This is a genomic window from Anabaena sp. TISTR 8404 (assembly GCF_056847745.1).
In genome coordinates this window covers 2,611,944-2,638,541 of the sequence record NZ_CP180578.1, presented here as the reverse complement: position 1 = coordinate 2,638,541, position 26,598 = coordinate 2,611,944, and the positions used below count along the sequence as shown (strand labels likewise).

The 26,598-nt window shown below is 38.5% G+C and carries 25 protein-coding genes; 16 read left to right on the top strand and 9 right to left on the bottom strand.

Features of this window, described 5'->3' with window-relative positions:
* Positions 1-13 precede the first annotated feature (13 nt).
* A complete protein-coding gene (locus tag ACMX3D_RS11405) occupies positions 14-2,410 on the bottom strand; it encodes a DUF4082 domain-containing protein (RefSeq protein ID WP_482751531.1) in 2,397 nt (798 codons plus the stop codon).
* A 707-nt stretch (positions 2,411-3,117) separates the two neighbouring features.
* Between ACMX3D_RS11405 and ACMX3D_RS11400 the strand changes: the two genes are divergently transcribed.
* On the top strand, positions 3,118-3,657 hold the full coding sequence (locus ACMX3D_RS11400; RefSeq protein ID WP_482751530.1) for a WcaF family extracellular polysaccharide biosynthesis acetyltransferase: 540 nt from the start codon (positions 3,118-3,120) through the stop codon (positions 3,655-3,657).
* Positions 3,658-3,868: 211 nt separating this feature from the next.
* On the opposite strand, the gene ACMX3D_RS11395 is transcribed toward ACMX3D_RS11400, so the two are convergent.
* Complete coding sequence (locus tag ACMX3D_RS11395; RefSeq protein ID WP_482751529.1) at positions 3,869-4,174, bottom strand: acylphosphatase; 306 nt, start codon at positions 4,172-4,174, stop codon at positions 3,869-3,871.
* Between the two features lie 261 nt (positions 4,175-4,435).
* Between ACMX3D_RS11395 and ACMX3D_RS11390 the strand changes: the two genes are divergently transcribed.
* From ACMX3D_RS11390 to ACMX3D_RS11375, 4 genes are all read left to right on the top strand, one after another.
* Positions 4,436-4,810: a DUF1823 family protein gene (locus ACMX3D_RS11390; protein WP_482751528.1), complete on the top strand. Its 375-nt coding sequence runs from the start codon at positions 4,436-4,438 to the stop codon at positions 4,808-4,810.
* A 379-nt stretch (positions 4,811-5,189) separates the two neighbouring features.
* On the top strand, positions 5,190-6,848 hold the full coding sequence (locus ACMX3D_RS11385) for an alpha-amylase family glycosyl hydrolase (RefSeq protein WP_482751527.1): 1,659 nt from the start codon (positions 5,190-5,192) through the stop codon (positions 6,846-6,848).
* A 260-nt stretch (positions 6,849-7,108) separates the two neighbouring features.
* The gene (locus tag ACMX3D_RS11380) at positions 7,109-8,152 is read left to right on the top strand and encodes a 3-deoxy-7-phosphoheptulonate synthase (protein ID WP_482751526.1); all 1,044 of its coding nucleotides are present in this window, start codon (positions 7,109-7,111) and stop codon (positions 8,150-8,152) included.
* A 16-nt stretch (positions 8,153-8,168) separates the two neighbouring features.
* Entirely contained in the window at positions 8,169-8,375 is a 207-nt protein-coding gene (locus ACMX3D_RS11375; RefSeq protein WP_482751525.1) for a hypothetical protein, read from the top strand.
* On the opposite strand, the gene ACMX3D_RS11370 is transcribed toward ACMX3D_RS11375, so the two are convergent.
* Positions 8,370-10,280 carry an ATP-binding protein gene (locus ACMX3D_RS11370; protein ID WP_482751524.1) on the bottom strand — a complete coding sequence of 637 codons (1,911 nt, stop codon included), beginning with the start codon at positions 10,278-10,280 and terminating at the stop codon, positions 8,370-8,372. The two genes, ACMX3D_RS11375 and ACMX3D_RS11370, sit on opposite strands and share 6 nt — an antisense overlap.
* Before the next feature lie 319 nt (positions 10,281-10,599).
* Here ACMX3D_RS11370 and ACMX3D_RS11365 point away from each other — a divergent pair, with 319 nt between their 5' ends.
* Together ACMX3D_RS11365 and ACMX3D_RS11360 are read left to right on the top strand one after the other, a co-directional pair.
* Positions 10,600-10,803, top strand: coding sequence for a hypothetical protein (locus tag ACMX3D_RS11365; RefSeq protein ID WP_190592304.1), 204 nt, complete (start codon positions 10,600-10,602; stop codon positions 10,801-10,803).
* A 386-nt stretch (positions 10,804-11,189) separates the two neighbouring features.
* A complete protein-coding gene (locus ACMX3D_RS11360; RefSeq protein WP_482751523.1) occupies positions 11,190-12,044 on the top strand; it encodes a cyanophycinase in 855 nt (284 codons plus the stop codon).
* 286 nt (positions 12,045-12,330) lie between these two features.
* Here ACMX3D_RS11360 and ACMX3D_RS11355 read toward each other — a convergent pair whose 3' ends face one another.
* Positions 12,331-13,749, bottom strand: coding sequence for an aldehyde dehydrogenase family protein (locus tag ACMX3D_RS11355; RefSeq protein ID WP_482751522.1), 1,419 nt, complete (start codon positions 13,747-13,749; stop codon positions 12,331-12,333).
* Positions 13,750-13,814: 65 nt separating this feature from the next.
* On the bottom strand, positions 13,815-14,858 hold the full coding sequence (locus ACMX3D_RS11350) for a nitrilase-related carbon-nitrogen hydrolase (protein WP_482751521.1): 1,044 nt from the start codon (positions 14,856-14,858) through the stop codon (positions 13,815-13,817).
* A 114-nt stretch (positions 14,859-14,972) separates the two neighbouring features.
* Between ACMX3D_RS11350 and ACMX3D_RS11345 the strand changes: the two genes are divergently transcribed.
* From ACMX3D_RS11345 to ACMX3D_RS11330, 4 genes are all read left to right on the top strand, one after another.
* Entirely contained in the window at positions 14,973-15,281 is a 309-nt protein-coding gene (locus tag ACMX3D_RS11345; protein ID WP_482751520.1) for a hypothetical protein, read from the top strand.
* 12 nt (positions 15,282-15,293) lie between these two features.
* Positions 15,294-15,689, top strand: a complete 396-nt coding sequence (locus ACMX3D_RS11340; RefSeq protein WP_482751519.1) for a hypothetical protein — start codon at positions 15,294-15,296, stop codon at positions 15,687-15,689.
* A gap of 17 nt (positions 15,690-15,706) precedes the next feature.
* Positions 15,707-15,955, top strand: coding sequence for a hypothetical protein (locus tag ACMX3D_RS11335; RefSeq protein ID WP_482751518.1), 249 nt, complete (start codon positions 15,707-15,709; stop codon positions 15,953-15,955).
* Positions 15,956-16,149: 194 nt separating this feature from the next.
* Positions 16,150-16,728 (top strand): hypothetical protein, encoded by a 579-nt coding sequence (locus ACMX3D_RS11330; RefSeq protein ID WP_482751517.1) that lies wholly within the window; start codon positions 16,150-16,152, stop codon positions 16,726-16,728.
* A 114-nt stretch (positions 16,729-16,842) separates the two neighbouring features.
* On the opposite strand, the gene ACMX3D_RS11325 is transcribed toward ACMX3D_RS11330, so the two are convergent.
* The gene (locus ACMX3D_RS11325) at positions 16,843-17,292 is read right to left on the bottom strand and encodes an Hsp20/alpha crystallin family protein (protein ID WP_482751516.1); all 450 of its coding nucleotides are present in this window, start codon (positions 17,290-17,292) and stop codon (positions 16,843-16,845) included.
* Positions 17,293-17,651: 359 nt separating this feature from the next.
* Here ACMX3D_RS11325 and ACMX3D_RS11320 point away from each other — a divergent pair, with 359 nt between their 5' ends.
* Entirely contained in the window at positions 17,652-17,972 is a 321-nt protein-coding gene (locus tag ACMX3D_RS11320) for a DMT family transporter (protein WP_482751515.1), read from the top strand.
* A 342-nt stretch (positions 17,973-18,314) separates the two neighbouring features.
* On the opposite strand, the gene hppD is transcribed toward ACMX3D_RS11320, so the two are convergent.
* The 3 genes from hppD to ACMX3D_RS11305 all read right to left on the bottom strand — a co-directional run bounded on the left by hppD (position 18,315) and on the right by ACMX3D_RS11305 (position 21,622).
* Complete coding sequence (hppD, locus tag ACMX3D_RS11315; protein WP_482751514.1) at positions 18,315-19,337, bottom strand: 4-hydroxyphenylpyruvate dioxygenase; 1,023 nt, start codon at positions 19,335-19,337, stop codon at positions 18,315-18,317.
* A 140-nt stretch (positions 19,338-19,477) separates the two neighbouring features.
* Complete coding sequence (locus ACMX3D_RS11310) at positions 19,478-20,566, bottom strand: NYN domain-containing protein (protein ID WP_482751513.1); 1,089 nt, start codon at positions 20,564-20,566, stop codon at positions 19,478-19,480.
* Between the two features lie 261 nt (positions 20,567-20,827).
* On the bottom strand, positions 20,828-21,622 hold the full coding sequence (locus tag ACMX3D_RS11305; RefSeq protein WP_482751512.1) for a phosphate ABC transporter ATP-binding protein: 795 nt from the start codon (positions 21,620-21,622) through the stop codon (positions 20,828-20,830).
* A gap of 1,055 nt (positions 21,623-22,677) precedes the next feature.
* Between ACMX3D_RS11305 and pstS the strand changes: the two genes are divergently transcribed.
* The 4 genes from pstS (at position 22,678) to pstB (ending at position 26,594) form a co-directional block, all read left to right on the top strand.
* Complete coding sequence (gene pstS / locus ACMX3D_RS11300) at positions 22,678-23,718, top strand: phosphate ABC transporter substrate-binding protein PstS (RefSeq protein WP_482751511.1); 1,041 nt, start codon at positions 22,678-22,680, stop codon at positions 23,716-23,718.
* A gap of 162 nt (positions 23,719-23,880) precedes the next feature.
* Complete coding sequence (pstC, locus tag ACMX3D_RS11295; RefSeq protein WP_482751510.1) at positions 23,881-24,882, top strand: phosphate ABC transporter permease subunit PstC; 1,002 nt, start codon at positions 23,881-23,883, stop codon at positions 24,880-24,882.
* A 5-nt stretch (positions 24,883-24,887) separates the two neighbouring features.
* A complete protein-coding gene (gene pstA / locus ACMX3D_RS11290) occupies positions 24,888-25,772 on the top strand; it encodes a phosphate ABC transporter permease PstA (RefSeq protein ID WP_482751509.1) in 885 nt (294 codons plus the stop codon).
* A gap of 42 nt (positions 25,773-25,814) precedes the next feature.
* Entirely contained in the window at positions 25,815-26,594 is a 780-nt protein-coding gene (pstB, locus tag ACMX3D_RS11285) for a phosphate ABC transporter ATP-binding protein PstB (protein ID WP_482751508.1), read from the top strand.
* Positions 26,595-26,598: the final 4 nt, after the last annotated feature.

Here is a 26,598-nt window from a genome sequence, read left to right as displayed (position 1 = left end):
TGCGTTTCATCGACTAAAAAACAGTAGAAGTAGTCATATTCTTCGTGGGGTTCATTGCATCAGAATCTACAAGGGTGATTTGAGGCAGTCCATTGACAAGTTTAACAACGTACACAGATCCAGCCTTTCTGGCACGTAAAGTCAAAGTTCCTAATTTATTATCAATTTTCACCCTGATATCGCGATCTTCACCCGTATTCGCCCAAGCAGAAACTAACCAACGATCTTCACCAACAATTTTCCGTGCCAGAACACGAGCTGTTGGTATTGTTACAGGCCCCCACAAACCAGCTACTTGCTTGGTTTCACCTTCAGCAGTAAATTCCATTGCTGGCAGTACCTTAGTGTAACTTTGATAAGGATGCAAATTGGGCCCTGGTAGCAAGTCACCGTTACGCAAGTAATCTTCCAGATGTGAGAACAAGGCATGAACATGGCCCAGGACTGTTAATTGCTGAACCAGCGTGGGAGTTGTTGTCCCAACAGGCTTGTTATAGTAGAGAGACTCCCATATTGGCCCACTACACACAAAATAACCACTCACAGCTCCAATAGCTCCTGCTGTGTAGTAAGACTTCATCATACCCATGAATCTATCTGGCTCCGAGATAGGAACTTCTCCTTCCGAACCCATAGCTACCCAGGGATAGGCAAATTTTTGTCCAAGACTAATTGCTCCAGATATGTTGTTCAATGCTTGTGTCAAAGCATCCCAAGGTACTGTGCTGTTGTAATGTATACCAGTCCAGCCAGAGTTATGAAAATTGTGATACATCTCTGGAGAAGTATAATCAGATACTAACGGTTTTCGATTAGGATCAAGGAAGTTTTCGTACATGAACATATACCATTTCCAGCCTGCCCATCGACCACGTTCAGTACCGTATTGTTCTTGATACCAAGAGTAGACTGGTCGAGACTGCAAGTAGCTAAACAATTTTTCTTTCAGTGCGGCTTCCTGCCGTGCCTTATTGCGAGAGATATAGGCAAACCAGTCGCCTAGTCCAGAATTATTGAAGTCAGCTTTTACCGAAGGATCTCGACCGAAGTACTGTTCTGGGTCATTGTCGCCAGGAATCCAAAGCCCAGTCTCACCTTCATTGACAACTACCTTGATAGGCTGCCCAGAAGATTTCTCTAATTGACCTAGTGCTTTACCGTAATAGTCACCTATAATCTGAAAAGTTTCATTTGGTGCAGCAGGACTGACTATTGGCTTACCACCTTGGAGAATGATATTTCCATTACTGTCACGTAACCAGGTGTTCGGCGGTAGCTGCGGACGGTCAGGGTTGCGCCCATCGTAGTTATCATAAAATTTATACACTTCGCCTATGAGAACTACAGACTGATATTTACCAGGATTAGCACGGGCAACTTGATCCAAACCACCCTTCTCTATTGGTAGTCCGTATCCCCAGTAATTGGCTAACTCAGTGTACATTTGGTTATTTGGCCCACAACTGGCGGAAGCAGACAGAGGTAGCAGTGTATTGCCTTGTTTAAATACGGGTTTAGGTGCGGCTCTAAGATGATCTAATGGAGTAGATTGGTCATTGATAGTTGGAGGAACAGGAGTCGGTGTTGGTGTTGGTGTTGGTGTCGGTGTTGGCGTTGGTGTTGGAGTCGGTGTTGGCGTTGGTGTTGGAGTCGGTGTTGGAGTCGGCGTTGGTGTTGGCGTTGGAGTCGGAGTAGGCGTTGGTGTTGGTGTTGCTTGGGTAGCAGCAACAAAATTAATGTCACGAAAATAGTTGCTATTTTTGTAGGAGTCAGTCGGGAAGTTTCCGCGAGTGTAGTTAAACACTCCATTGCTACCGTCGGCAACTGAGCTAAGATTTCCATTAACTATGGAACTAGCTAGTTGATTTTGTGTGTAAGGATAGTAGCTATTGGCATTCACAGAAACCACATAATTTGTATTAGCTTGAATACTTAGTGGTGTACTCAAAGCCTGTTGTTGCCAACCAGAAGCAGTCTCGTTACTAAAAGTAACAGTAGCCAGCACAGTTCCTGTTGCTGACCAGATTCTGCCAGTGTGAGTTCCTGTCTCTCCGGAAGGTTTCCAATACCGAATAGCAGTAATCTGTCCCCCTGTGGTACTGCGGAATTTCATTCCTAACTCGTAAGAACGATCATTCGCGGAACCGCCAGGAACTTGAGTTGTGAAAACTGTCTGAACTGTGGTTGTTGTCTGAGCCAGTTTTATGTTGTTGATAAATTTCTTTAGACTACCATTCTCAACAGAGTTATTGTTGGTGTCTTTAACTGTAATTGGATAGGTTGCTATTTGGGAAGATGTATTTGTTGAGGCTAGATTAACGGCATTGGTGGGAACTGCCCCAAAAAAAGCAGCACACAATAAAACAGTAGGAGAATAGACTACTGTCAGAAGATTATTAAAAAGCTTCATAGAACCTCATCAGCCTATTGTCATTAATATCGGGAACACACTTCTGTCTAAATTCAGAAGTTGATAATTATTCAGGGAAGGGATACACACTGAAAACTTTAATTTGTTTAAAAGTACCACCATTTGGTAGACTTTTAACCATTTATTCTTTTAGGGCAGTTGTCTAACTTGCCTCCAGAATAAATTTGAACAAAAATTTTAAATTGTGGCTAACACTAAGTTAAATCGAGAAACAAATCAGGCTATGGAACAGCGAGTCTGAATGCGTAGACGCAAAGCGGCTTGTCGCTAGACATCGCACACATCAAATACATACGATAAACAGTTATGACTGTTACCTCCTCAATAAATCAGAATCTTTTCGACTCCGCCTGGGTAAATTTACCATAAATTCATCTACCATAAAGCAGATTACAGTAAAACTACGTGGGGTTAATTGCCTTGGAAAAACTCAAAAGTCAAAACTGGTAAGCTTTGCGGATAAATTATGAAGTTAAAATTTATCAAACTAACTCAATAAGTTTTTATCTATGTGTTACATAGATAAAAAGAAGTTATATTTTTGATGTTCAAAATAGTGATAAACTTCTTCATGAAGAACGTAAATTCATCTATGAAAATCTGGGTAAAACTATCCAAGCGCCAAGTAACCCAATATTTGTTTTTACAGGAGCCACTATTTAATAGAATGTTACTTGGCTTGATATATGCGGTTAGATAGTTATACTCTTGGAACTTATACCCCTGGCGCACCCTTATGGAAACAAGTCTTGTGGTATTTTGTAGGATTTACGTTAGTACAAAATCGTTGGTTGACTGCTTCAGGTTTTAAAGTTTGGTTACTTCGCAGTTTTGGAGCGCAAATTGGTCAGAACGTCCGCATCAAACCAGGAGTGCGCGTTAAATTTCCCTGGCGATTAACTGTTGGTGATCATGTTTGGATTGGAGAAGATGCTTGGATTGATAACCTGGCTACTGTAACTATCGAAAGTCATGTGTGCATATCTCAAGGGGTTTATCTCTGCACAGGAAACCACGACTGGAATCATCCCGATTTTAAATTAATTACTGCCCCAATCCATATTCAAGAAAGTAGCTGGATTGCTGCTAAGTCAGTAGTTGGCCCAGGCGTAACCGTCGGTAAGGGAGCAGTATTGACTTTGGGTGGAGTGACAGGACGTTCTTTAGAAGCGATGACCATATATGCAGGGAATCCCGCTCAGCCAATCAAGCAGCGCAAAATTTAATTTATTTCAACGAGCGATCGCCCTACATTAGATATACTATATGAATCCGATTTGATTACTGAAAATCCTTGTGTTGGTAGGCAACAGGGAACAGGGAACGGGCAACAGATAAGAGCAAAGTTAGATGTGTACTGATTTTTTTCAAAGATCAAATATGAGTCCTATATCAATCTATACTTTTTTCTAGCCCATATTTTCCAGTCACGTTTATCTATTTAATAAACTGCTTAACTTCAAATCCCCGCAAACCTTCTGGTTTTTCATACTCAGTCACAACCTCTTGCACCATAGCCGCAGGTGGGCCAGAGTGACACCAGCGAATCATTTCCTCTACAACTTCCCGCGCCCCTTCAAATACTGCTTCTACGCGATTATCAGGAAGATTTCTTACCCAACCTGTTAAACCCAATTGGCTGGCGGTATCGACCGTTGCATAGCGATAGCCCACTCCTTGAACTCGTCCAGAAATTAAGACATGGGCGCGAATTATTTTGGGTAGCTGTGTGGAGTCTTGCATAAACCGGTCAGATCTTTACGATTTCCAGTCTACCTGTTAAGTGAATCCAGAACAAAATTTTAATTAAAAACTCAAGTTTTGGCAGATAAGTTTTTTAACAAAAGTAGATAACTAAAAAATTATCCTTAGCTTTTAGAGTCACTAAAGGTGATGATAAATTATTGTTTGTGTATTGCTGTACTCTGACGGATGCTTGCATCCCTAATTACAGATTACTCTTGAGCAATCTGCTAATTTTAAAGTTTGAATTCTGCCTTGCTTATGTCTAATTTACCACCTCTCAATACAGATACAGTTTGGGGAATACTCAAAGATCAAATTGATGATGCCACAGTTAATCAGTTAGTATGGCACTACTTGGGATATCGCTATAACTCCACAACTGACAAATGGGACAATAGCGAAGTTATTCCCGAATGGCGAGATGAATATCCAGAACCGCCAAACTTTCTAGAAAGTCGCCCTGCAACCATGAAGTTAACACGTTCTATTCCCAAAGAATACAAGCAAGGCCTCAAAGAAAAGTTGGGTTTTAAAGGTTATAAAATTGGAGAATTTACTCCCAGAGAAACACGCAGAGCAACAGCCGCCAATTGGTTGTTAAGTTATTGGCAACAGCAAAATCCTGAATTATAGCCTTTATAAGGCAATCCTATTTGATTGAGTAATTGTTCCTGATGATAGATTAGGAATTAAATCTGTTTCTCACCAATTTAGGGCTGTTCTATAAATATTCAGTTGATATTTAGATATTTTCAACTGAATATTATTTTATTGTTATCTATAAATAGATGAAAATTAATTTTATAAACTCTATCGCTTGATGGTAGATAGCTGATTATAGACAAATATCAGGCATTTTTCGGAATTAACTTTTAAAAAATACCTATTTTGATATTAACTAGTATCCCTGTAGATAGAGGAGTGCTGAGTTAATTATTTCCCTAGACCGATTTGCAAATTGATTAATTATTAAGAAAATACGGATATTCGCTTTATATAATTGAACATTTTTATGGCTAATCCCATTGAATTTACTTTATTTGCACCTTATAACAAAGGTGCTGCATTAATAGGTTCTTTTTCTGATTGGCAAGAAATTCCAATGGAAAAAGGTGAAGATGGTTACTTTCGGACAACTGTTGAATTAGAAGATGGGGTTTATCAATATAAATTTCGTGTTCAGTCAAAATCATGGTTCTTTGAACCAGATCAGTGCGTAGATGTTACCGACCCTTATGCAACTGATATTGACGAAATGAGTGGTCAAGATAATGGCGTAATCCGCATTAAAGATGGACAAAAAATTGTTGATACTTATGTTTGGCATCATGATGACAAACCATTACCAGCAGACCATGAGTTAGTTATTTATGAATTACATGTTGGAGATTTTTCTGGTGGTGAAGATGACCCTTATGCCAGAGGTAAATACAAACATGTTATTGAAAAGTTAGATTATTTGTGTGATTTAGGAATTAACGCTATTGAGTTGCTGCCAGTTAAAGAATATCCTGGTGATTATAGTTGGGGTTATAACCCCCGATATTTTTTTGCAACTGAATCTAGTTATGGTTCTACAGATGGGTTAAAGCAACTAATTGATGAGTGCCATAGCCGAGGTATTCGAGTGATTATGGACGGGATTTATAACCACTCGGAATCTTCTAGCCCTCTAACTCAAATAGACCATGATTATTGGTATCACCATGCGCCTCGTGACCCTGGTAATAGCTGGGGGCCGGAGTTTAATTATGAACTATACGACAAAAATTTAGAGACTTATCCAGCACGAAAATTTATTGGTGATACAGTCCGCTTTTGGATTCAAGAATATCACATAGATGGGATTCGCTACGATGCGGCAAGACAAATAGCTAACTACGATTTCATGCACTGGATAGTTCAAGAAGCAAAAAAAACTGCTGGTGCTAAACCTTTTTATAATATTGCCGAACACATCCCTGAGACTACTAGTATTACTAATATTGATGGCCCAATGGATGGTTGTTGGCATGATAGCTTTATGCACACAATCACAGCCCACATTTGCGGCGATCGCTTTGATTTAGAAAACCTCAAAGATGTGATTGATGCTAAACGCCAAGGATTCATGGGAGCGACCAATGTAGTGAATTATCTCACCAACCACGACCATAATCGAGTGATGGTTGAGTTAGGTAATCGGAATGTTTTTGATGAAGAAGCTTTTAGACGGATCAAATTAGGTGTAGCCATTTTGATGACGGCTGTTGGTGTACCTTTGGTATGGATGGGGCAAGAGTTTGGCGAATATAAACCTAAAACACAAGAATCATCGAAAATTGATTGGACACTACTAGGTAATGATTTGAATCGTAGTTTATTTGATTACTACAAAGGCTTGATTCATTTACGGAAAAATAACCATGCCCTGTACACCGAAAATATTGACTTTATCCACGAAAATGCCGAAGCAAAGGTGCTGGCTTATAGCCGTTGGAATGATGAGGGTTCCCGTGTAGTGGTGGTAGCAAATTTCTCAGAAAACTTTTTAGCCGGCTATCATGTGCCTAACTTTCCTTGTAGCGGTACTTGGCACGAGTGGACGGGCAATTATGATGTTGAGGCTGGTGATGATGGAATTATGACTGATATTGGCCCATACGAAGCCAAGGTCTTCGTTTGGCAGTAACAAGATTCTCTGACATAAAGTCAACCTAAGTACTTATAGAATTAAGGGGGCTGCATTTAGCCCCTTTTTATTTATGATTAGAAAACTGGCGATCGCCAGTAATTCTCCTCGTCAGTAAGTACAGTTAAACTATCAATAGACTCAGGAATAAAGTCTGTTTAAATAAAAATAGATTCATCTATTGTTGTGCTTTTGACCTAAAATGTGTATATTAATTTCCACTCAAGCAATGAGATAACAAAAATCTCCAGAGCCGCTCCATGCACAACAAATTATCTAATACTAACATCAAAAGTTCTCACATTTTATTAACGCCTCATGACGTTAAGACAAGACTGCCGATAACTAAATCAGCAGAATATACAGTTTTAAAATATAGACAGCAACTAGAACATATTTTAGATTTTCAGGACAGTAGAAAGTTTATTGTAGTTGGCCCATGTTCTATCCACGACACAAAAGCGGCATTAGAATATGCTGAAAAATTAAAAGTATTAGCTGAGAAAGTTAAAGATAAACTCTTATTAATTATGAGAGTTTATTTTGAAAAACCCAGAACAACAGTCGGCTGGAAAGGATTGATTAATGATCCTGATATGGATGATTCTTTTCATGTTGAAAAAGGTTTATTAACCGCCAGAAGCTTGCTATTAAAAATTACTGAATTAGAATTGCCTGCTGGTACAGAAGCCTTAGACCCAATTATACCGCAATATATTAGTGAATTAATTACATGGTCTGCTATTGGTGCAAGAACCACAGAATCACAAACTCACCGCGAAATGTCTAGTGGACTTTCTATGCCTGTCGGTTTTAAAAATGGCACTGATGGTAATATTCAAGTAGCCTTAAATGCTCTCCACTCAGCTAAAAGTCCCCATAATTTTTTAGGAATTAATAATAAAGGACAAGTCAGCGTTTTTCAAACTAGAGGTAATCCTTACGGTCATGTGATTTTACGAGGTGGAAATCAGCCAAACTATGATGCAGCCAATGTCAAAGTAGTAGAACAAAAATTAAAAGAGGCTAATTTACCACCAAGAATTGTGATTGACTGTAGTCATGGCAATACAAATAAAGACTACAGATTGCAGTCTCAGGTCTTTGAAGATGTGATTCAACAAATAGTTGATGGCAATACATCAGTTGTTGGGATGATGCTGGAATCTCATTTATATGAAGGCAATCAACCATTGAATTGCAAACCGGAAGAATTAAAATATGGTGTTTCTGTAACTGATAAATGTATTGGTTGGGAAGAAACAGAAAGAATTATTTTGGCAGCCTATGAAAAACTAAGATAGTAATGGAGACGTTGCAATGCAACGTCTCTCAATTAACTTTACTAGCCCCTTCGGTGCGGGAACTCTTAAGAGGGAACAGGGAACAGAAGAGAGAATTAGCCCCGAAGTGAGGTTTAAAGCCGAGTGGAATTTTGGGCGAAATAATCATTATTTTGCAGGGCAGGTTGAAACCCCGCCCCCTGTGGGTGGCTTAATTTTCCCCGTTCCCTGTTCCCTTTCATAAAATCATGCCAATTTCTTTTAAATAAACTCTTGTAAAGGGTTCATCTTCTCCCAAGGTGTAATCTTCAATTAAGCCCTTGCGCCTAACTGAAACATCGTTGTCTTTTTTAATGATCACTGTTGAACCGTCAATAACATCACGCACTAACATCATTTCGGTTTCAGTGGGATTATCTAAAATGACAATGTTGCTTCCTTGATAGAACATTCCCTCTGTATCCAAAATTTCTGATTCATACTCAGCAATCAGTAAATCTAGTTTGGGATTACGTAGTAAACCTTGGATATTGCTGTTGTAATCTTGGCGGAGAACTTTTTGTGAACGATTCACAAAAATAGCTTCACGACAAACAGCACCGACTGTCCATTCAGGATGTTGTAACAAAATATGGTCTATTGTTGTTTGTAGTTCCTGAACTGAGATTTTGTTAAAGGTAATAATGGGAATTCTGGCATCAATACCCGACTCAAAAAAAGTTTCGAGGATGCGAGATGGCACATCTACACTTTCACCAACTGCTGGGTTAAGGTGCATCAAAATACCTGGTGCAGCATTAATTTCCAGGATGGCAAAGTTACCTTTTTTCCAAGATTCTGCTAAATCTTCAGCTATAACATCAATACCCAAACAAGTTAAGCGAAAATGTTGGGCAATATCTTGAGCTAAGATAATATTATCATCATGAATTGTATGGGTGGCATTGATACTCATCCCACCAGCGGAAAGATTCGCAACTTTACGCAGGTAAACAGTATGCCCTTTGTCTAAAACACTTTTTAAAGACAAACGCTGTTCCTCTAGATATAATTCCATCGCCTCATCAATTTGAATTTTGCTCATTGGCGATGTGGGTGAATCTAAACGTTCAGGTTTGCGATTTTCTTGCCGAATTAATTCATTAATCGTGGAGTAACCATCACCTGTCACCGAAGCAGGACGGCGTTCTGTGGCTGCAACAAATTTACCGTTGACACAAAGCAAGCGAAAATCTTTACCGGAAATGCTTTTTTCAACGATGATGCGTATGGGTTGGTTTTCTGGAATTGCTGCTAAGGCGCGACCGTAAGCAGATTCTAATTCGTAGGAGTCTTGTACTTCTGCGGTGACACCAATTCCTTTATGGCCTACCACAGGTTTGACAGCTACTGGATAGCCAATTTCCTTGGCTACTATCAAGGCTTCTTTTTCAGAACTAACGATTTCACCGTTGGGAACCGGGAAGCCTAAATGACCTAAAAAGTCTTTGCAGTCATCTTTGCGGGTGGTGAAGTCAGAATCAATATGACTATCACAATCAAAGGTTGTAGCTACACCCCGAACCTGTTTTTTTCCCCAACCGTATTGGGTTAGTCCTTCGTCCCAGAGATAAAAGGTGGGAATGCCTTTTTCATCGGCGGTACGTAATAAGGAGTAAACGGTGGGGCCGCCATAAACAGATTCGCGGAATCGGGTTTGTAACTTGCTTAATTGGTCGTCAAAAAGAAAATCTTCGTCTTGGCTAATGGCTTCAAACCAATCCCAAACACAGTAAATTACTGCTCTGGTGGTGCGGGGATGCAGTGATTGAACACTAATCCGCGTAAACTTATCGTATGGCTTAACACTGTAGTGGCTAAGGTGCAAATCCATTTCCAGCCTTCCCAGTTCTGACGCGGCGCGTGCAAATAAATGGGCGTATGATTCGTAAGTTTGGTTGCCTAGAAGTGGATAGCGATCGCTAATTTTGGCAATATAATCTTCAATGGGCAAAGGCTGTCTATACCCAGTCAGCGCAAAATCAAATACTAACGCGCCTCTATCTAAGTAAGGGTTAGGCCCGGCGAAATGCTCGAAGTTGAAAACATCAAACACATCTGTTCTTCTGGCATTCACACGGACTACATTGGTGCTTTTTTCTTGAATCATTGATTCTCAACCTTTGCTAAACACCCTGAAATTTCAACCTTAATTTGTGGTTGCTTAGACTCAATCAATTATTGTAGATTGATTCAAATTAACTCTGGGCAAGCTGTAACTTTGTCTTTGACTTCATTAGCTTCACCCTAATTCTACTTGTTAGGTATTTTCAACTATCTCAAGGCATAATCAAATCCCTACAAGGTTTCATAAAATCACTAGCATTCTACACGCAATCTGCAACGATAAAAATATAACCTTTGAAGGGTGATTTTTGATTTATCAAAATATATAAGTATAAAAATAGGGTTCGAGGAGACAGCCAAACATGAATAGCACAAAAGCTGCTCTTAGAGATGAGGTTAGACAACTCGCCGAGGAAGCTTTTCACTGTAAGCTGATTTCTGGCTATGGAGATGGCCCGGATATCAACGAATTTCAAATTGTATATCAAGGTAAACCACGACATTTACCTTTGGAACAAGCACGTTTGTTTTTAGTGAACTTGCTTTATAAAATTCGTCCCCAGTAAAAATTTCCTTTTAGATGTGTAGATTACAACACCCAACTTTACAAAACTCAGGTTAATAACAAAATCACGTCATAACGCTTCTCTGTTCAGCGTTCTACTCTTGAGAGAGCTAGAAACTTCTCAATAATAACTACAATGTTTTAGTTATTACACTTGAGGAGAGTTATAAATACATTATTACTACATTAGTAATTGGTAGTTCTGCCAAATAAATTACCAATTACTAATACACAAGGCAATTTTTTATTTGCGCATAAAGTTATATATAATTTAGCTTTTTCTAACAAAAATTAATCTGCCAAATGGATGATTTGATTGTAGGAATTGTCATGTTTTATTGAAATTAATCTAAATTTAATTCTTAATCCGGTTATCCGGGAGGCATTATGACAGAGGCTAAACATAAACGCCAGTTGGTAATTATTGGGGGAGCAGAAGACAAAGAAGGCGATTGCCAAATTCTGCGAGAATTTGTCCGTCGCGCTGGTGGTACAAAAGCCAATATTGTAATTATGACAGCAGCAACAGAACTGCCCAGAGAAGTTGGAGAAAACTATATTAGAGTTTTTGAACGGCTAGGTGCAGAAAAGGTTCGTATTGTTGATACAGAAACTCGTGAAGATGCAGCTTCATCTACTGCTTTAGAAGCTATTAGTAAAGCAACTGGAATATTTTTTACTGGAGGAGATCAAGCGCGGATTACCAGCATCCTCAAGGATACTGAAATCGATGCGGCAATTCACCAACGGTTCGCTGAAGGTGCAGTTGTAGCAGGTACAAGTGCTGGTGCGGCTGTCATGCCCGATAAAATGATTGTCGAGGGTGATTCTCAAAGCACACCCCGGATGGAAATTGTGGAAATGGGGCCGGGACTTGGTTTTCTACCAGGGGTAGTTATTGACCAACATTTTTTACAACGGGGACGCTTAGGACGCTTGGTGACAGCTTTAATTCGTGAACCTGCGGTATTAGGGTTTGGTATTGATGAGAATACTGCGATCGTTGTGACTGATAACCAAATTGAAATTATTGGTGAAGGTTCCGTCACAATTGTGGATGAATCAGAGTCCACATACAATAACATGGGCGAAATTCTTCGGGATGAACCTCTGGCAATTTGCGGTGCAAAGCTGCACATTTTGCCACATGGCTATAAATTTGACCTGAAAACTCGTCAAGCGATTTTAACTAATGGTGTTGTCGCTAGTGAAGCTGTGAATGAATCCGTAGGGGTTGGTTAAATTTCAATACGGTTCAGTTAAGAAAGTTTCCCTGTAGAAACAAGGGAGCAGGGAACAGTAAAAGACAAAAAAACTTATCTGAACTGTATTGGGTTAAATTTCAGGAAACATAGGTGACAGCTGACAGTTAACAGTAGGTTGGGTGGAGTAACAGCGAAACCCAACAAACGCCAATTAATATTTTGACAAGAGCGATCGCTACATCTTAATATGTCTCAGATGGTGCGTTGCGCTATGCGACAACACACCCTACAAAGAATGATTCAATGATTAACGTGAAATAATATTACCCATGATTAAACCACCAAGGGTCTGGATGAGAGTTGGTTTTAATCAAAAAAGCTTTTTTCCGCAAAAACCGTTTTAGTGCTGCTGCACCCATGCGCGAACCGCCTAAACCGGAGAATTTGAAGGAGTTTTTCTCACCCTCGTGCATGATGGCTGTAAGAGCAGCATCATTAATACTAATAGCACCTGCATCTATTTGTTGGGCAACAGCTAAAGCTTCAGTTTCGGTTTCTGCAAACACCGCAGCACTCAGTCCATAAATTGAATCATTGGCTAAATTAACTGCTTCTTCAACTGTGGCAAAAGGCATGACTGGCATGATAGGGCCAAAAGTCTCTTCTGTCATGACTTTCATAGAATGATTTACTTGAGTCAGCACTGTGGGACGACACCACAAACCACCGCCTAAGTCTTCAACTTTACCGCCACAATGAATAACTGCACCTTTTTCTACAGCATCTGAGATATGCTCGTTAATGATTACTGCTTGTCTTTCGGCAATAATTGGGCCAATTTCGCCAGTTTCAATGGTGGGATGGGCTAATTGTAGGCGATGAGCTTTAGTTACTAGCTGATGATAAAACTTTTCAAAGATAGATTCCGCAACGTAAATTCGCTCAATTGATAAACATGACTGTCCGGTGTTGACGACAGAACCCCACAAAATCGCTGATGTTGCTAATTCTAAATCGGCTGATTCTAAAACGATCACCGGATCTTTGCCACCCAATTCCAAAAAAGCAGGGATAAATTTTTTCGCTGCGGCTTCTGCAACTTTGCGTCCAGTGGTGACACTACCTGTAAAGCACACTAAATCTACATTCTCAATTAAAGCAGCCCCAGTTTCCCCGGCTCCTTCAACAAAACTTAAAACATCACGCAACGCCGGAACTTCATTAATTGCGGCTATTAGTGGGGCGATGAAACGTGGTGCAATTTCACTGGGTTTAACAACCACAGCACAACCCGCCAGCAGTGCAGGAATAGTATCTATGGTAGACAGCAACAGTGGAAAATTCCAAGGACTAATTACCCCAACTAAAGGGTAAGGTGCTGATGTTTGTTGCAGTGCGATAAAGGGGATAGATGTATTCTTGGCAGAATCTTGTAATAATTCTGGGGCTAATCCACACCAGCGATCAATACTGGACAGGAATGAGTCAATTTCCATCACCGAGATAGATAATCTACCCGTATCATTGACCAAAGCCTCTGTGAGTTTTTCGCGTTTAGATAAGATAACTTGCTTCCATTCTTGAAAAGCAGCAACTCTACCTTCGACACCGAGTTTTTGCCAACGCACTTGCGCCCTTTTTGCCCGGTTGCATTGCTGTGCCAGCAGTTTCGGCGGCGGTGGGATAATTATATAGTCATATTTTCCCGTTCGGGGGTTGCGGACTTCGATTGGTTTGTTCATTAGTCATTGGTCAATAGTCAATGGTCAATGGTCATTTCACACTTCAGACTTCAGACTTCATACTTTTAAATAATCCCCAGTTGGGATAGACGTTCTATAGTTTTTTGTTGTGTTTGGATGAAGTGTTTGCGATCGCATTCTTGATCCAGCATAGTGTTTGCTGGGTAAAATTGTGCCTGGTTGTAGCTTTGGGCGTAGAGTTCAAATCGCTGGCGAGAGAGTAAATTATTTAACCCTGGTCGGTGGCGATCGCGTCTTAAGGCAGCTAAATCTATCTCTGCGAAAGCTGCCATACTTTCGCCTGCACCTGTTTCTGCTAGTACAATACCGCGATAATCAACTATTTTTGAGCCGCCATCAACGGAAGCTATGGGGATAGAACTATTAGCTAGACCTGCGGTATTAGAAGAAACAACGTATGCCATATTTTCGACAGCACGAGAAATTTTCGCCGCGTCTTTGGGTGTGAGGTTTTTGCTGTAAACTTCTGAGGTGGAATGCAGAAAAATCTCTGCACCGCGCATAGCTAAACACCGCGCCACTTCTGGATACAAAATTTCTTCGGAAGCTAAAGCGGCTAAATTCCCTATTGCTGTTTTCGCAACGGGAAACACCCCTTCTACGCCGTAAAAATCCAGATATTTATCCCAAACATCATGGGGTGTGGGTGCAAATAACGAATTTAGCCGCCGATACCGCAACACAATAGTGCCAGAAGGGTCAATCACAAAGCAAGTTTGAAAGTACAAGCCGGGAAAGTTAGGGTCGAGTTCGTAGGCGTTACCAGCTAAAAATATCTGATGTTTTTGCGCGATTTTACCCAGTGCTTCATATTCTGCACCGTGCATTTCTATACAAGCTTTTTCTCCCCACACAGCCAAAGATTCCCCCATTGGGAAACCTGTGAGGAAATATTCTGGTAAGACAATTAAGCGACAGTCAAAACCAATAAAAGCAATGCTGGCGGCGATTTGTGTTGCCAAGCGATTGATAGTATTATGCATCATCACCTGGGCTGCGTGGCGATCGCTTGCTTGATTAACAGCATGGCAAGTAACTTGCAGTGCTAAGGCACGGTATGATTCGATGGAATTTGTGATATCTGCCATGCTGTTTACTTTCCAAAACGCCTCACTATCAATTTACTAGGAGATGTTTACTATTGATTAGCGATCGCGCTACATTCACATAAATTGTGCTTCTACTGCATTAGTATTCAATGAATGGAAGCTTTACCCGATAATTGGTCAATTATTCGACCTGATACTGTATATTTGTCAACCAGTGGCTTGCTTGTGTCATTTGCCAGCGAACAAATAAAGTTAGGATTGAAATATGATTCTAAAGGAAAACATTTAAAAGCCATTGAGAAAGGGCAAGTAGCCCCTCGCGGTCATGTTGGACTAGTGACTTCTCAAGAGTCAGGCTACGATTTAAAATCTAAGGTTCTAGGTAAAGGTGGCGATAGCCGATTTCATGCAAAATTTATTGATGGTATATTACACTTTCCCGGTTTGGTAACAGAACATTAAGCCCACATAACTATGACAATACTGAAACTAAAAAATCACCAAATCTGGCAAGATTTAACTGAAATATTGGAAAATTTAGATGCCAATATTCTCGTTAAAGAACATCTTGAGCAATGTGAGTATAAAATATGTGGCTACTGGGATGAGCAAGATGAATACTATGAAACAATTACTTTACCTGGTGATTTAAAGGCTGAATTAGTCAGTAGTTCTATTGGTGTTAGTCAGAAAGAACGCTTTTTAAAATTCAAGTTTTTACTCATAGCTTCCACTGTTGACACTAACATACAAGCCCCAAATAATACCACTCAAAAACTTGCTGAATTAGTTCTAGTTTACGATGAAAACTTAAATTTTGTTGATGAAAATTGGTTGTTAGATATCGATTCTCCAATGTTAGTGAAATGATATTGCTTAATTTCTGATTGCTGTTAATGACTGCGATCGCATTTCTTATACTAAGAGTCGCTGATATAGATTTTGCGATCGCATTTGTGATTTTTGCGTTAAGATTTTCATTCTTTTACCCCTCAGGGGGATGGAACAGTATGGCGTTAATTAACCAAACTGCCGAGTGTCAGGAATTGCTTACATATCAAAAATTCCGTATTGTAGGCAAAACAGTTAATAATAGACGCATATATAGCGCTTACACTTACAACTTGCGATGGTAGTTTTCGCAGTCCTACCAAGTTGCTGGAGAGAAAAGTATTTTTAGTTAGTCTAGATTGTGTTGCCGATTTAACTATAAACTGACTACTAATCCTGCAAATTGTATTCTGCCAACTTGCCTGTTTATCGGGACTAAACCCGGAAGACAGGTAGAAAGATGGGAATAAGTACTAGTAAATAACAGACAATTTTGCTAATGAGAATTTGGGCTGCAATAGTTGTACTAACTTCTTCTTGGCTAGTCTCTGGGTTGGTAGCCTCTAAGCCAATCAATGCTACAGTTGCGATCGCCGACAACAAGATAGCATCTACTGGGTTAATTTCTCAAGCAAGCAATACTAACAAGCCAATTGCGATCGACAAAGCTGAGTTTGGGATAGCAAGAGTTGATGCTAGAGGTAAAGTTAACTTTATTCCCACATTCAGAGTACCACTACAAGAAGGTAGTAAATATGGGTGGCGGATTCAACTCAAGGACTACCAAGGTGAAGTGACATGGCGAGAAGTTCTACGGTTACCAAAACCTCCAGAAACTTGGGCTACAGATGATGGTGAAAACTTTTCAGTCTCAGCTGATGGTACAGAGTCGGTAATGAGGCGGAAAACTGTAGCCAATGATGGTGTGATTGAAAACTATTGGACGATCGCAGCAGGTGATCCCCCTGGTAAACATAAAATACAGGTATACGTTGATGAACGTCTGATTGCAACTTTCGATTTTGAAGTTTTTCCCATAGACAGACCACAATCATCAAGTAGAAATCGCAGCTTATAGCAATATTAAATCATTCGTAAACAACAAAATACCCGACTTCTTTAAGAAGTCGGGTATCTGATTAAGCGGAATTTTTATCTCTGTAGAAACGTTGCATTGCAACGCCTCTAATTTTTAGCCAACAGATTCTAGATTCACCTTGACAACTTTTTTCTTTTCGTCTTCAGCTTTAGGCAATGTCAGAGTCAAAATCCCATCTTTATAGTCAGCAGAGACATTGGTATTTTGAATGCGAGTAGGTAAAGGAATCAAACGTTGGAATTTGCCATAATGGAATTCCGTCTTGGTTAAACCTTTGCCTTCTGTTTTGGTTTCAGATTTACGTTCACCACTGATGTAGACAGCTTTTTCTGTAACTTGCACGTCTAAGTCTTTGGCTTCTATTCCTGGCAGTTCTAGTTTGAGATGAATAGCTTCTTCAGTTTCTTGTAACTCAGCTGCGGGAACTTTTGTAAAGCTTCTTTCAATTAAAGTAGATGGTAGCATTTCTTCTGCAAATAAACGGTTGATTTGTCTTTGGAAGGTGTTCATTTCTTGCCAAGGATTCCAACGTACTAGTGTCATATTTCTACCTCATTTATCTAGTTGGTTTAGGTTTAATTCATTTGCTTTGTTTTTATAGTATTCACAAACTCTATTGGTGTATATTCGGTTTCTTTCACTCCTAAAATCATGATTACCGAACGTTAATATTAGTACGGTAAACCGCCATGATTTTGGTGTAAAAACTGATTTTTTAGATATCCGAATTCTTTAAAAAATCGGACAACCAAGTCTGATAATTTCATCAAATATTAAAGGCTTAATATAACTGTTGTAAAAATAGCAGAATCAGTTAATTTATTGACTATATAATTTTTACTTATTATGCTTAGTTGTACAGTGCATATTCTTCATTACCCACTTAAAATCAAGCAATAAACATGACAACTAGTTGGATTTACCTCATTACTGCAATCTTGTTTGAAGTCGCTGGTACAACTTCCATGAAATTGTCTGAGGGATTTACTAAAACTATTCCCTCAGTATTAATTTTTGTCTGTTATGGAGTTTGTTTTAGTTTTTTGACTTTATCACTCAAAAGAATTGAAGTTAGTGTTGCTTATTCTGTTTGGTCAGGTTTAGGAACAACTTTAATTGCTAGTATTGGTATTATTTGGTTTCGTGAATCAATGACTCTTGTCAAGTTTTTATCTATAGCTTTAATTATCATGGGTGTAATTGGGGTAAATTCTACAAAATAAAAAATCCTCGTCCATTTTGAGATGGACGAGGGAAAGAAAGGATAGGAGTAATCAACGAGGACTTCCTGTTATGTTTGTCCTTTTCGAGATAAAGAAGTTTGATAACGATCGCTACAATAAAAACAGCAGCAATCTCTCAAAAGAGTGAGCAAAATAAGCAACCAACCTAAATCCGTCCGTTGTTAATGCTCTAGCATGTTTAGTGTAGTAAAAGTTGGTTTATCAAGCCCGCAAGTTATTTCCCATTTATAATTTAGCAGCGATGCTCAGGTATATGTAGCCAAGTTGGCATGATTTTTAACCACAAATTTTCCACCAAATTCAACCTTATATACGACTGTTTTATTGCAAAGTTCCGCGTTTGATTTGTTCGCTTTCAATTGCTTCAAATAAAGCGCGAAAATTGCCTTCACCAAAACCTTGAGCTTGGAAACGCCGTTCAATAAACTCAAAGAAAAATGTCGGCTTTCCAAAGATAGGTTGAGTAAAAATTTGCAGCAATAGGGCGTTTTGAGTATTAGCTTGCCAATCTACTAAAATTTCTTGTTGAGCGATCGCTTCAAGTTCTAAGGGTGATAAGGGAAATTCTGTCCGCTTTTTTAGCTGTGAGTAGTAAGTCTGGGGAACGGAGAGTAAAGATAAACCACGACTACGTAATTGCGCGATCGCACTAATCAAATTTGATGTGCGCAAGGCGATATGTTGAATTCCTGCACCACGATTCACATTCAAAAATTCTTGAATTTGGGAATTACTCGAAGTTGGTTCATTAATTGGTAATTGTACGCTGCCGTTGCGAGAAATTAGCACTTGGCTATACAAACCAGAGCGATCAGTTTTAATTTTAAATGTCTGCTGTGGTTGCAAATCTAAAACATTTTTGTACCAAGCCACAGCACGCTCTAATTCACCAACTGGTACATTTAAAACTATATGATCGATTGCGGTAAACATGGGGCGATCGCGTGCTTCCCATTTTCCACTTTCTGCTTTTTCCATCAAAGTATGCGTCATTCCACCCCAGGCTGCAATTTTGCAGCACTTATAGCCGGGATATTGTTGAATGGGTTCTAAGATTGTAGCTTTCTGTGCTGCTGCTTGAGCGATCGCTGCTTCCACATCTTGCACAGTAAAAGCAATATCTGCTACACCAGGAGGATGTTGACGCAGAAACGCCGCTACCGGACTGGTGGGTAATAACGGTGAAGATAGCAAAAAACAAATAGCGCCACTTTGCACCATTTCGGTACAAGTGTGTTCTGAACTCATCCTACTAGGAACTGCGGTAAACCCAAGATAATATACGAACCAATCCCGCCAAGCTGTGGCATCTTCTACATAGAAGTGAACGTGAGCAATTTCCATAAATCCTGAAAATCTAGCATTTGAGCTTATCTATGTGTAAATTCTGCCTTTTTCGCTAGATTATCAAGTCCTTCTTAAGCAATAATTATGAGAGCATCCTACATTATTGCACGCAGATAAGCAAGGGTTTGCATTGGAGTTTATTTAATTGCTATCTGCCATCTTTTTGAAGTTTGCCTGAGTTGAAAGGAAGTACACGACTGCAAAAATTTAATAAAATTGCCCCTCAGTTGCAAGCTTTTGATTTGTCCAGTAATGGTTTTACCATATTGTTTCTGAAACTCAGTACCTAAAGGGCCGATATCAATGTAACTTCCAGGCGAGTTTTTAGATAATTTATTAATAATATTTTTGAGTGCCTGTTCTAAGTCTAATTTGGTAGTAATATTTGACGATAACACAGGTTTAGCAGTACTTTGCACAATCTCATCTTCATTTGAATTAATTTCAAATAAAGTGATATATACAGGGGCATTTTGCTCAATTTGATGCGTAACAAATTCTGTAGGATAATTAACAAATATGTCTCTGGCTTTTTTATCAGGAAAATGTTTATTAGCAACCTGACTGATAGATATTTTATACTTGTTTTTATAATCTTGAGAGATAGTAGATAACTTAATCCAATAACTGTGAGTGCGTTTTTGTTCAGCTTTGATTAACTCTTTGATTTGTTGAATAAATTGTGCGATCGCAGGTATTTCGGGGACATCATTAGCAAACAGCCTCACAATTTTACCTGTATAACTATTCAATACTGTAATATCTTCACCTTGTTTACTTACTTGATATACTGTCAAGCCATGTTGCTGTAGATGGTTGCATAAGTTAGTCATCACTTTATCTGAAGAACAAACTAAAACTTCTCTAGCTTTTGGATATAGTTCGTGAATAGATGAACCAAACGCAATCATTTTTCCATCAGCATTATCTTTACCCACAGGGACATGAATCAAATCGTAACCACGTCCATGCAACTCTACATCTATTTTCCCCATGCTGCACCAATTAGCAAAGGCAATTTTAATTTGAATCGGACAGGTGCAAACTGTGGTTAAAAATTTTTCGGTCTCAGGATTCAGTTGTAAGTTTTCCGCATCTAATAGTAAAACTGCTATCCCGGTTTTGTTAACAGAGGTAAGGTTGACAGTCGCCTGTTCTGATTCACATGGCTGAATTTGGGTGATAATACCTGAGCCATTTAACTCAGTTGTTTTAGCATAGCTCATAAATTACCTGTAGTAATTTAGCTGAGATTATTAAGTTATTTTCCCAGCTAGAAAATTACCCATGTTATATCTGTGCAATAAACTATCTGATAACCGTAAAACTCCCTAAAAGAAATTCTCCCAGATACCAAACTTTTTTATAAGTCAGGTATCTGAACATTATGCAATTTTTATAAACTTAATAAATACATAGATAAAAAATTTCCCAACCAAATTTGAAAAAGTCTTTCCCATACACCCAGACACCCCTATTCCCTATGTTTATTTACCACAACCAAGACGGGCTAATACATATTCACGAGTGCGTGTATCCAGGGCGTTAGAAAAAATTTTTTTTGTGAGTCCAAACTCTACCATTTGCCCAATACGATGTTCATTTGTGTCGAAAAAAGCAGTGAAATCAGATATGCGTGTGACTTGCTGCAAATTATGACTAATAATTACCATTGTTAATTCTGATCGCAAACGCAAACTTTGAATCAAACCTTCCACTTTCGTAGCTGCTATAGGATCAAGACCAAAACAAGGTTCATCCATAAGAATGACTTTCGGTTTGACAGCTAAAGCACGCGCTATACAAAGCCGCTGTTGTTGACCGCCAGAAAGTTCTAACGCTGATTTATGCAGTTTATTTTTTACTTCATCCCAAAGGTCAGCGTCTTTAATAGCAGATTCGACAATCTGATCTAATTCTACTTTTGGTCGCCATCCTAATATTTTTACGCCATAAGCAACATTATCGTAAACGCTCATGGGAAAAAGATTTGGTTTAGGTAATACTATGCTTACTTGGCGGCGTAATCGATTTAAGTTAACTCGACGTTCATAAATATTTTGATTGTAAAACTCTACTTTCCCTTCAACCCGAACTTCTGCTTCTAATTCATTCATTCGATTAAGGCATTTAATAAAAGTAGATTTACCACAACCACTAGGGCCAATAATTGCTGTTACTTTATCCTGGTAAATATCCATTGACACCCCTTCCAGGATTTTCTGGGTGTTGTAGTAAAGGCTGAGATTTTTAACTTTGATTGCTGGAATTAGTTTATTCATGCTAGAAAATCGTATGTGTATAGATGTTGACTAAACGCAATCATGAAAATCCGTAGCTCTGTATTACTACGCCGGGTTCAACACTGGAAGTTAATTTTCTTCAATCTGGCTATACAGCAAATATACTGATATCAGATACCTGTATAAGATTAAGGTAAAGAGTTATCAGCCTCCTCAAGAGTTATTGTAAAATAAGTTACCATTATTTTCTACATTTTTTCAGGTTTTTATTGATGAATTTCTGATTTTTTTGGATTAATTTGACAATATTTTCATCAATAAACTATATTTAGACCTGTGAGTAATCTTAATATGACAAAAATATTTTTATTCTTTCAAATTTGATTAAATACGTTACAGCACCTCATTAAATATTTAAGTAAATTATGGGGTTGTTGTATTTAATCTAAAAGTGGAAAAGGTGCGATCGCTACAACACTCAGACTGAAATATAGATAATACATACCTACACCAAAAGACAGAAATAAAATCAACCTTAGTGTTGCTTGCTTCTAGCTGCATAGTGAGTTGCATCATGCTCTACTAAATCTTAGTTAATCATTAGCAAAGCTATATATAGTATTTTAATATACTTTAAAACACTTAGTTAAAATCAGAAATAGAAATATAAACTAAAAACACTAAAAATACTTAAAAAAATAATTCTTAGATATTAAGAAAATATAAAAGGTTTTAAATATCTATATTCTTGAACATTGAGAATTTTGTTTATTTACAGTTGAATTTTTATTCAACCATTCTGTCATAAGTGAGAACTAACAGTTATTCTTACTCATCAATCCTAGATTCTGTTTTCATAAAAATTATTTTATACTCTAACAATTTGATGGCGTAATTTTTAGCCAATAATTGTTTAAAAGCTTAATTATATTTTCTTACTTAATTATAGGAAAAATTATTTTTTAATCAAAAATTTTTTAATTATATTTAACTTGTTGTTTACCTATTGTTAATGTTATTTCAATAATTAAATAATACAAGTTTGTTTACAGCTGCAAGTCAAGCAAAAACTCTTCATAAAATTACGGAGTAATATGACTTTTTCGACCACCACTTTGTACCAAGTATTTACCACTTCAGTTGTAGCATCTGCTGTTGCATTTAGCCCTGTTTTTACAGCGATCGCTCAAGCTGAAACTCTTAATGGAGCAGGCGCAACTTTTCCAGCTCCACTTTACGAAAGATATGCTCGTGAAGTGAGAAAGAAACTTCCAGACTTAAAAATTAACTATCAAGGAATTGGGAGTAGTGGCGGAATTCGTCAAGTTATTGCTGGCACTGTTGACTTTGGTGGTAGTGATGCAGCTATGAAAGATGAAGACATCGCTAAAGTACAAAGAGGTGTCATATTAGTACCCACCGCAGGCGGCGCAGTTTCAGTTGTTTACAATCTTCCCGGTGTGAGCAATCTCAAATTATCTCGCGCTACACTACCAGCTATTTTTTCTGGTCAAATCACCAACTGGAGTGACGCTAAAATCAAGGCTGATAATCCTGGTGTAAATTTACCCAATCAACCAATTAAATTTGTAGTTCGTGCAGATGGTAGCGGTACAACTTTTATTTTCACAAACCACTTGAGTAACATTAGTGGTTATTTCAAAGGTAGAGTTGGCACTAGTACTGCTCCTAAATGGACTTTACCCAATGTACTCAAAGGCAAAGGTAATCCAGGTGTAGCCGCTTTAGTAGCCCGTACCCCTGGTTCTATCGGTTATGTAGAATATGCCTACGCTACTCAAAACAAACTCAAGTCAGCACAAATCCAAAACAAAAAAGGAGAATTTGTTTCTCCTTCTTTGCAAACTGCTAATGCAGCTTTAGCCACTGTGAAATTTCCTGATAACTACCGCGTTTTTGTCGGAGATCCAAGCCAAGGTTATCCGATTGTTGGTCTTACTTGGATGATGATTTATAAACAATATCCTACTGCGGCTAAAGCTGATGCTATCAAGAAATGGATTAATTGGGTACTCAAAGACGGTCAACAATATAATGATGACCTCAACTACACAAGAATTCCAGACGAAGTTGCAAATCGGATAGTACAAACTGTCAATAGTTCTGTGAAATAGAACTTAATTTGTAACCTACTTGTTATCTTCATAAATAGGGTGGACTATTACCTCCCTATTTATAAATTTTAATCTATAAATAACAAGTTTAAAATTATAAATCATAACAATATTGCATAAGAATTTAGATATAAATAAATTCAAAAAATAAAGTTTTTATTCATGACAAACTCATCTGAGCCAAGCAACAATCAACCGTTATTTCAAATAAATCCAAGTGATGACAACATAGAATTAACAGCTTCTAACGGTGTAAATTTCTGGTTTGATCAAGGATTTACGTGGTTAACATATATTTTTGCTACGATTACCGTTGCCATATTATTTACCATGAGTTGGGTAATTTACAAAGAAGCTAAACCAGCAGTTGAGCAATTTGGCATCGGATTTTTATGGAGTCAAAATTGGGATACGGGAAATCAGCTTTTTGGTGCATTACCTTACATTTATGGAACTTTAATTAGTAGTGCGATCGCCATTTTTTTTGCCGTCCCAATTGGTATCTCAATTGCAATAGTCACCAGCGAAAATTTCTTACCCATATCTGTGCAAACTACCTTGGCATTTGTGGTAGAGTTAATTGCCGCAATTCCTAGTGTTATTGTTGGGCTGTGGGGAATTTTTGTGTTTATTCCAGTTTTGGAACCATTACAAAAATGGTTAGCTATTCATGTTAATTGGATACCAATATTTAATTCGGTAGATCCTGTAGGCACAAATATGTTGACGGCAGGAATTATTTTAGCGATTATGATTCTACCAACAATGGCAGCCATAACTCGTGATGTTTTACTCGCCATACCAAAAGAATTACGTAGCGCTTCAATGGCTTTAGGTAGCACTCGTTGGGAAACAATTTTTCGGGTGTTACTACCAGCAGGATTTTCTGGGATTGTTAGTGCAGCAATGCTGGCATTGGGTAGAGCCTTGGGTGAGACAATGGCTGTAACTTTAGTAATCGGTAACTCATCTCAAATTAGTGCTTCTTTCCTTGATCCAGCTTATACAATTCCCTCTGTATTAGCTAACGAATTTGCTGAAGCTGAACCTGGATTACACATTGGTGCTTTAAGTTATTTGGGGCTGATTTTGTTCGGATTAACTTTAGCCGTAAATATTGCTGCTGTGTTATTGGTGCGGTTGGTTGGGAAAAAAATTAGATAAGCAATATGAGTAATTATCAAAATTCGGAAATAGATGAATCTTTGTTAGCAAGAGAATTATATAGTCCTTTACCCACAGGTAGACAACTATTTACATATAGTATGAATGCGATCGCCTTTGCATTCACAGGTTTAGCTTTAATTCCTTTGATATCAATTTTATGGGAAATTCTCAAACGTGGCATTTCTAGCTTAAGGCCAGAGATGTTTGTCAAACCAGTCATTGATTATGGCTTGGGCAATGCTATTACAGGAACTATAACAGTTGTTATCATTGCCTCGCTATTGAGTTTGCCTGTCGGGATATTAACAGGGATATTTTTAGCTGAGTTTAGTCAAATCAACCCAGCGGCACATTTTGTCCGTTTTATCGCCACAATTCTTACGGGTGTGCCGTCGATTATTGTGGGTATCTTTGCTTATGGTGTAATTGTCTTAGCTACCAAAGGATTTAGTGCAGTTGCAGGTGGCTTTGCGTTAGCTGTACTGATGTTACCTATCATCATTCTCACAACCGAAGAAGCCTTAAAATTAATTCCCAAAGACCAACGCCTCGCCTCAGCAGCCCTAGGGGGAACTCGTTTTCAGACGACCTTTCGCATCGTATTTACTGCTGCTATACCTGCAATTACTACAGGTATTTTACTAGCGATCGCCCGTGCGGCAGGTGAAACAGCACCGTTAATTTTCACTGCATTATTCAGTTTAGATTGGTCACCAGGATTACTCAGTCCTACAGCCTCTTTACCAGTGTTAATTTTTAACCTTTATAACGACCCAGACCCGCAAAAAAATCAATTAGTCTGGACTACTGCTATTGTCTTACTCAGCTTAATTATTTGTGTGAGTTTAATTTCTCGCTTAGTCACAAATAAGAGAAAGATGAAGTAAAAAGCTAATTTTTTTGATAATTATTTTCTCATTTTCGTAAATATGAATCATTTAGTGCCAGCGATTAAAGTTAAAAACCTCAGCTTTTATTACAGCACCTCTAAAGCAATTGAAGGGGTATCAATTGATATTTATCAAAACCAAGTAACTGCAATTATTGGCCCTAGTGGTTGTGGTAAATCCACTTTTATTAAAACTTTAAATCGCATTAGTGAACTAGAAGGTGCGGTCAAGGTAGAAGGGCGTGTAGAGTTTTTTGGCCAGAACATTTATGATCCTAGGATTAATGTCAATCGCTTGCGTCGTCAAATTGGGATGGTATTCCAAAAACCAAACCCTTTTCCGATGAGCATTTATGAAAATGTAGCTTATGGAATCAGAATAGCAGGTAGGCGATCGCAAACAGAATTAGATGAGATTGTAGAATCAGCCCTGAAAGGCGCAGCCCTTTGGGATGAGGTAAAAAATAAATTAGATAAATCTGCGTTAGGACTTTCTGGTGGTCAACAACAACGACTCTGCATTGCGCGTGCTTTAGCAATTAAACCAAAAGTTCTATTAATGGATGAGCCTTGTTCAGCGCTTGATCCCATCGCTACCATGAAAGTTGAGGAACTGATTCATAGTTTGCGCTCAGAATTGACTATTGCAATTGTTACCCATAATATGCAGCAAGCTGCTCGCGTGTCGGATTTCACAGCTTTCTTTAGCACTGACGAAAGTCGTATTGGTCAAATGGTGGAATTTGGAACAACAAGTCAAATATTTAATAATCCTTTAGATGCTCGCACCCATGACTATGTTTCAGGTCGTTTTGGGTAATTAA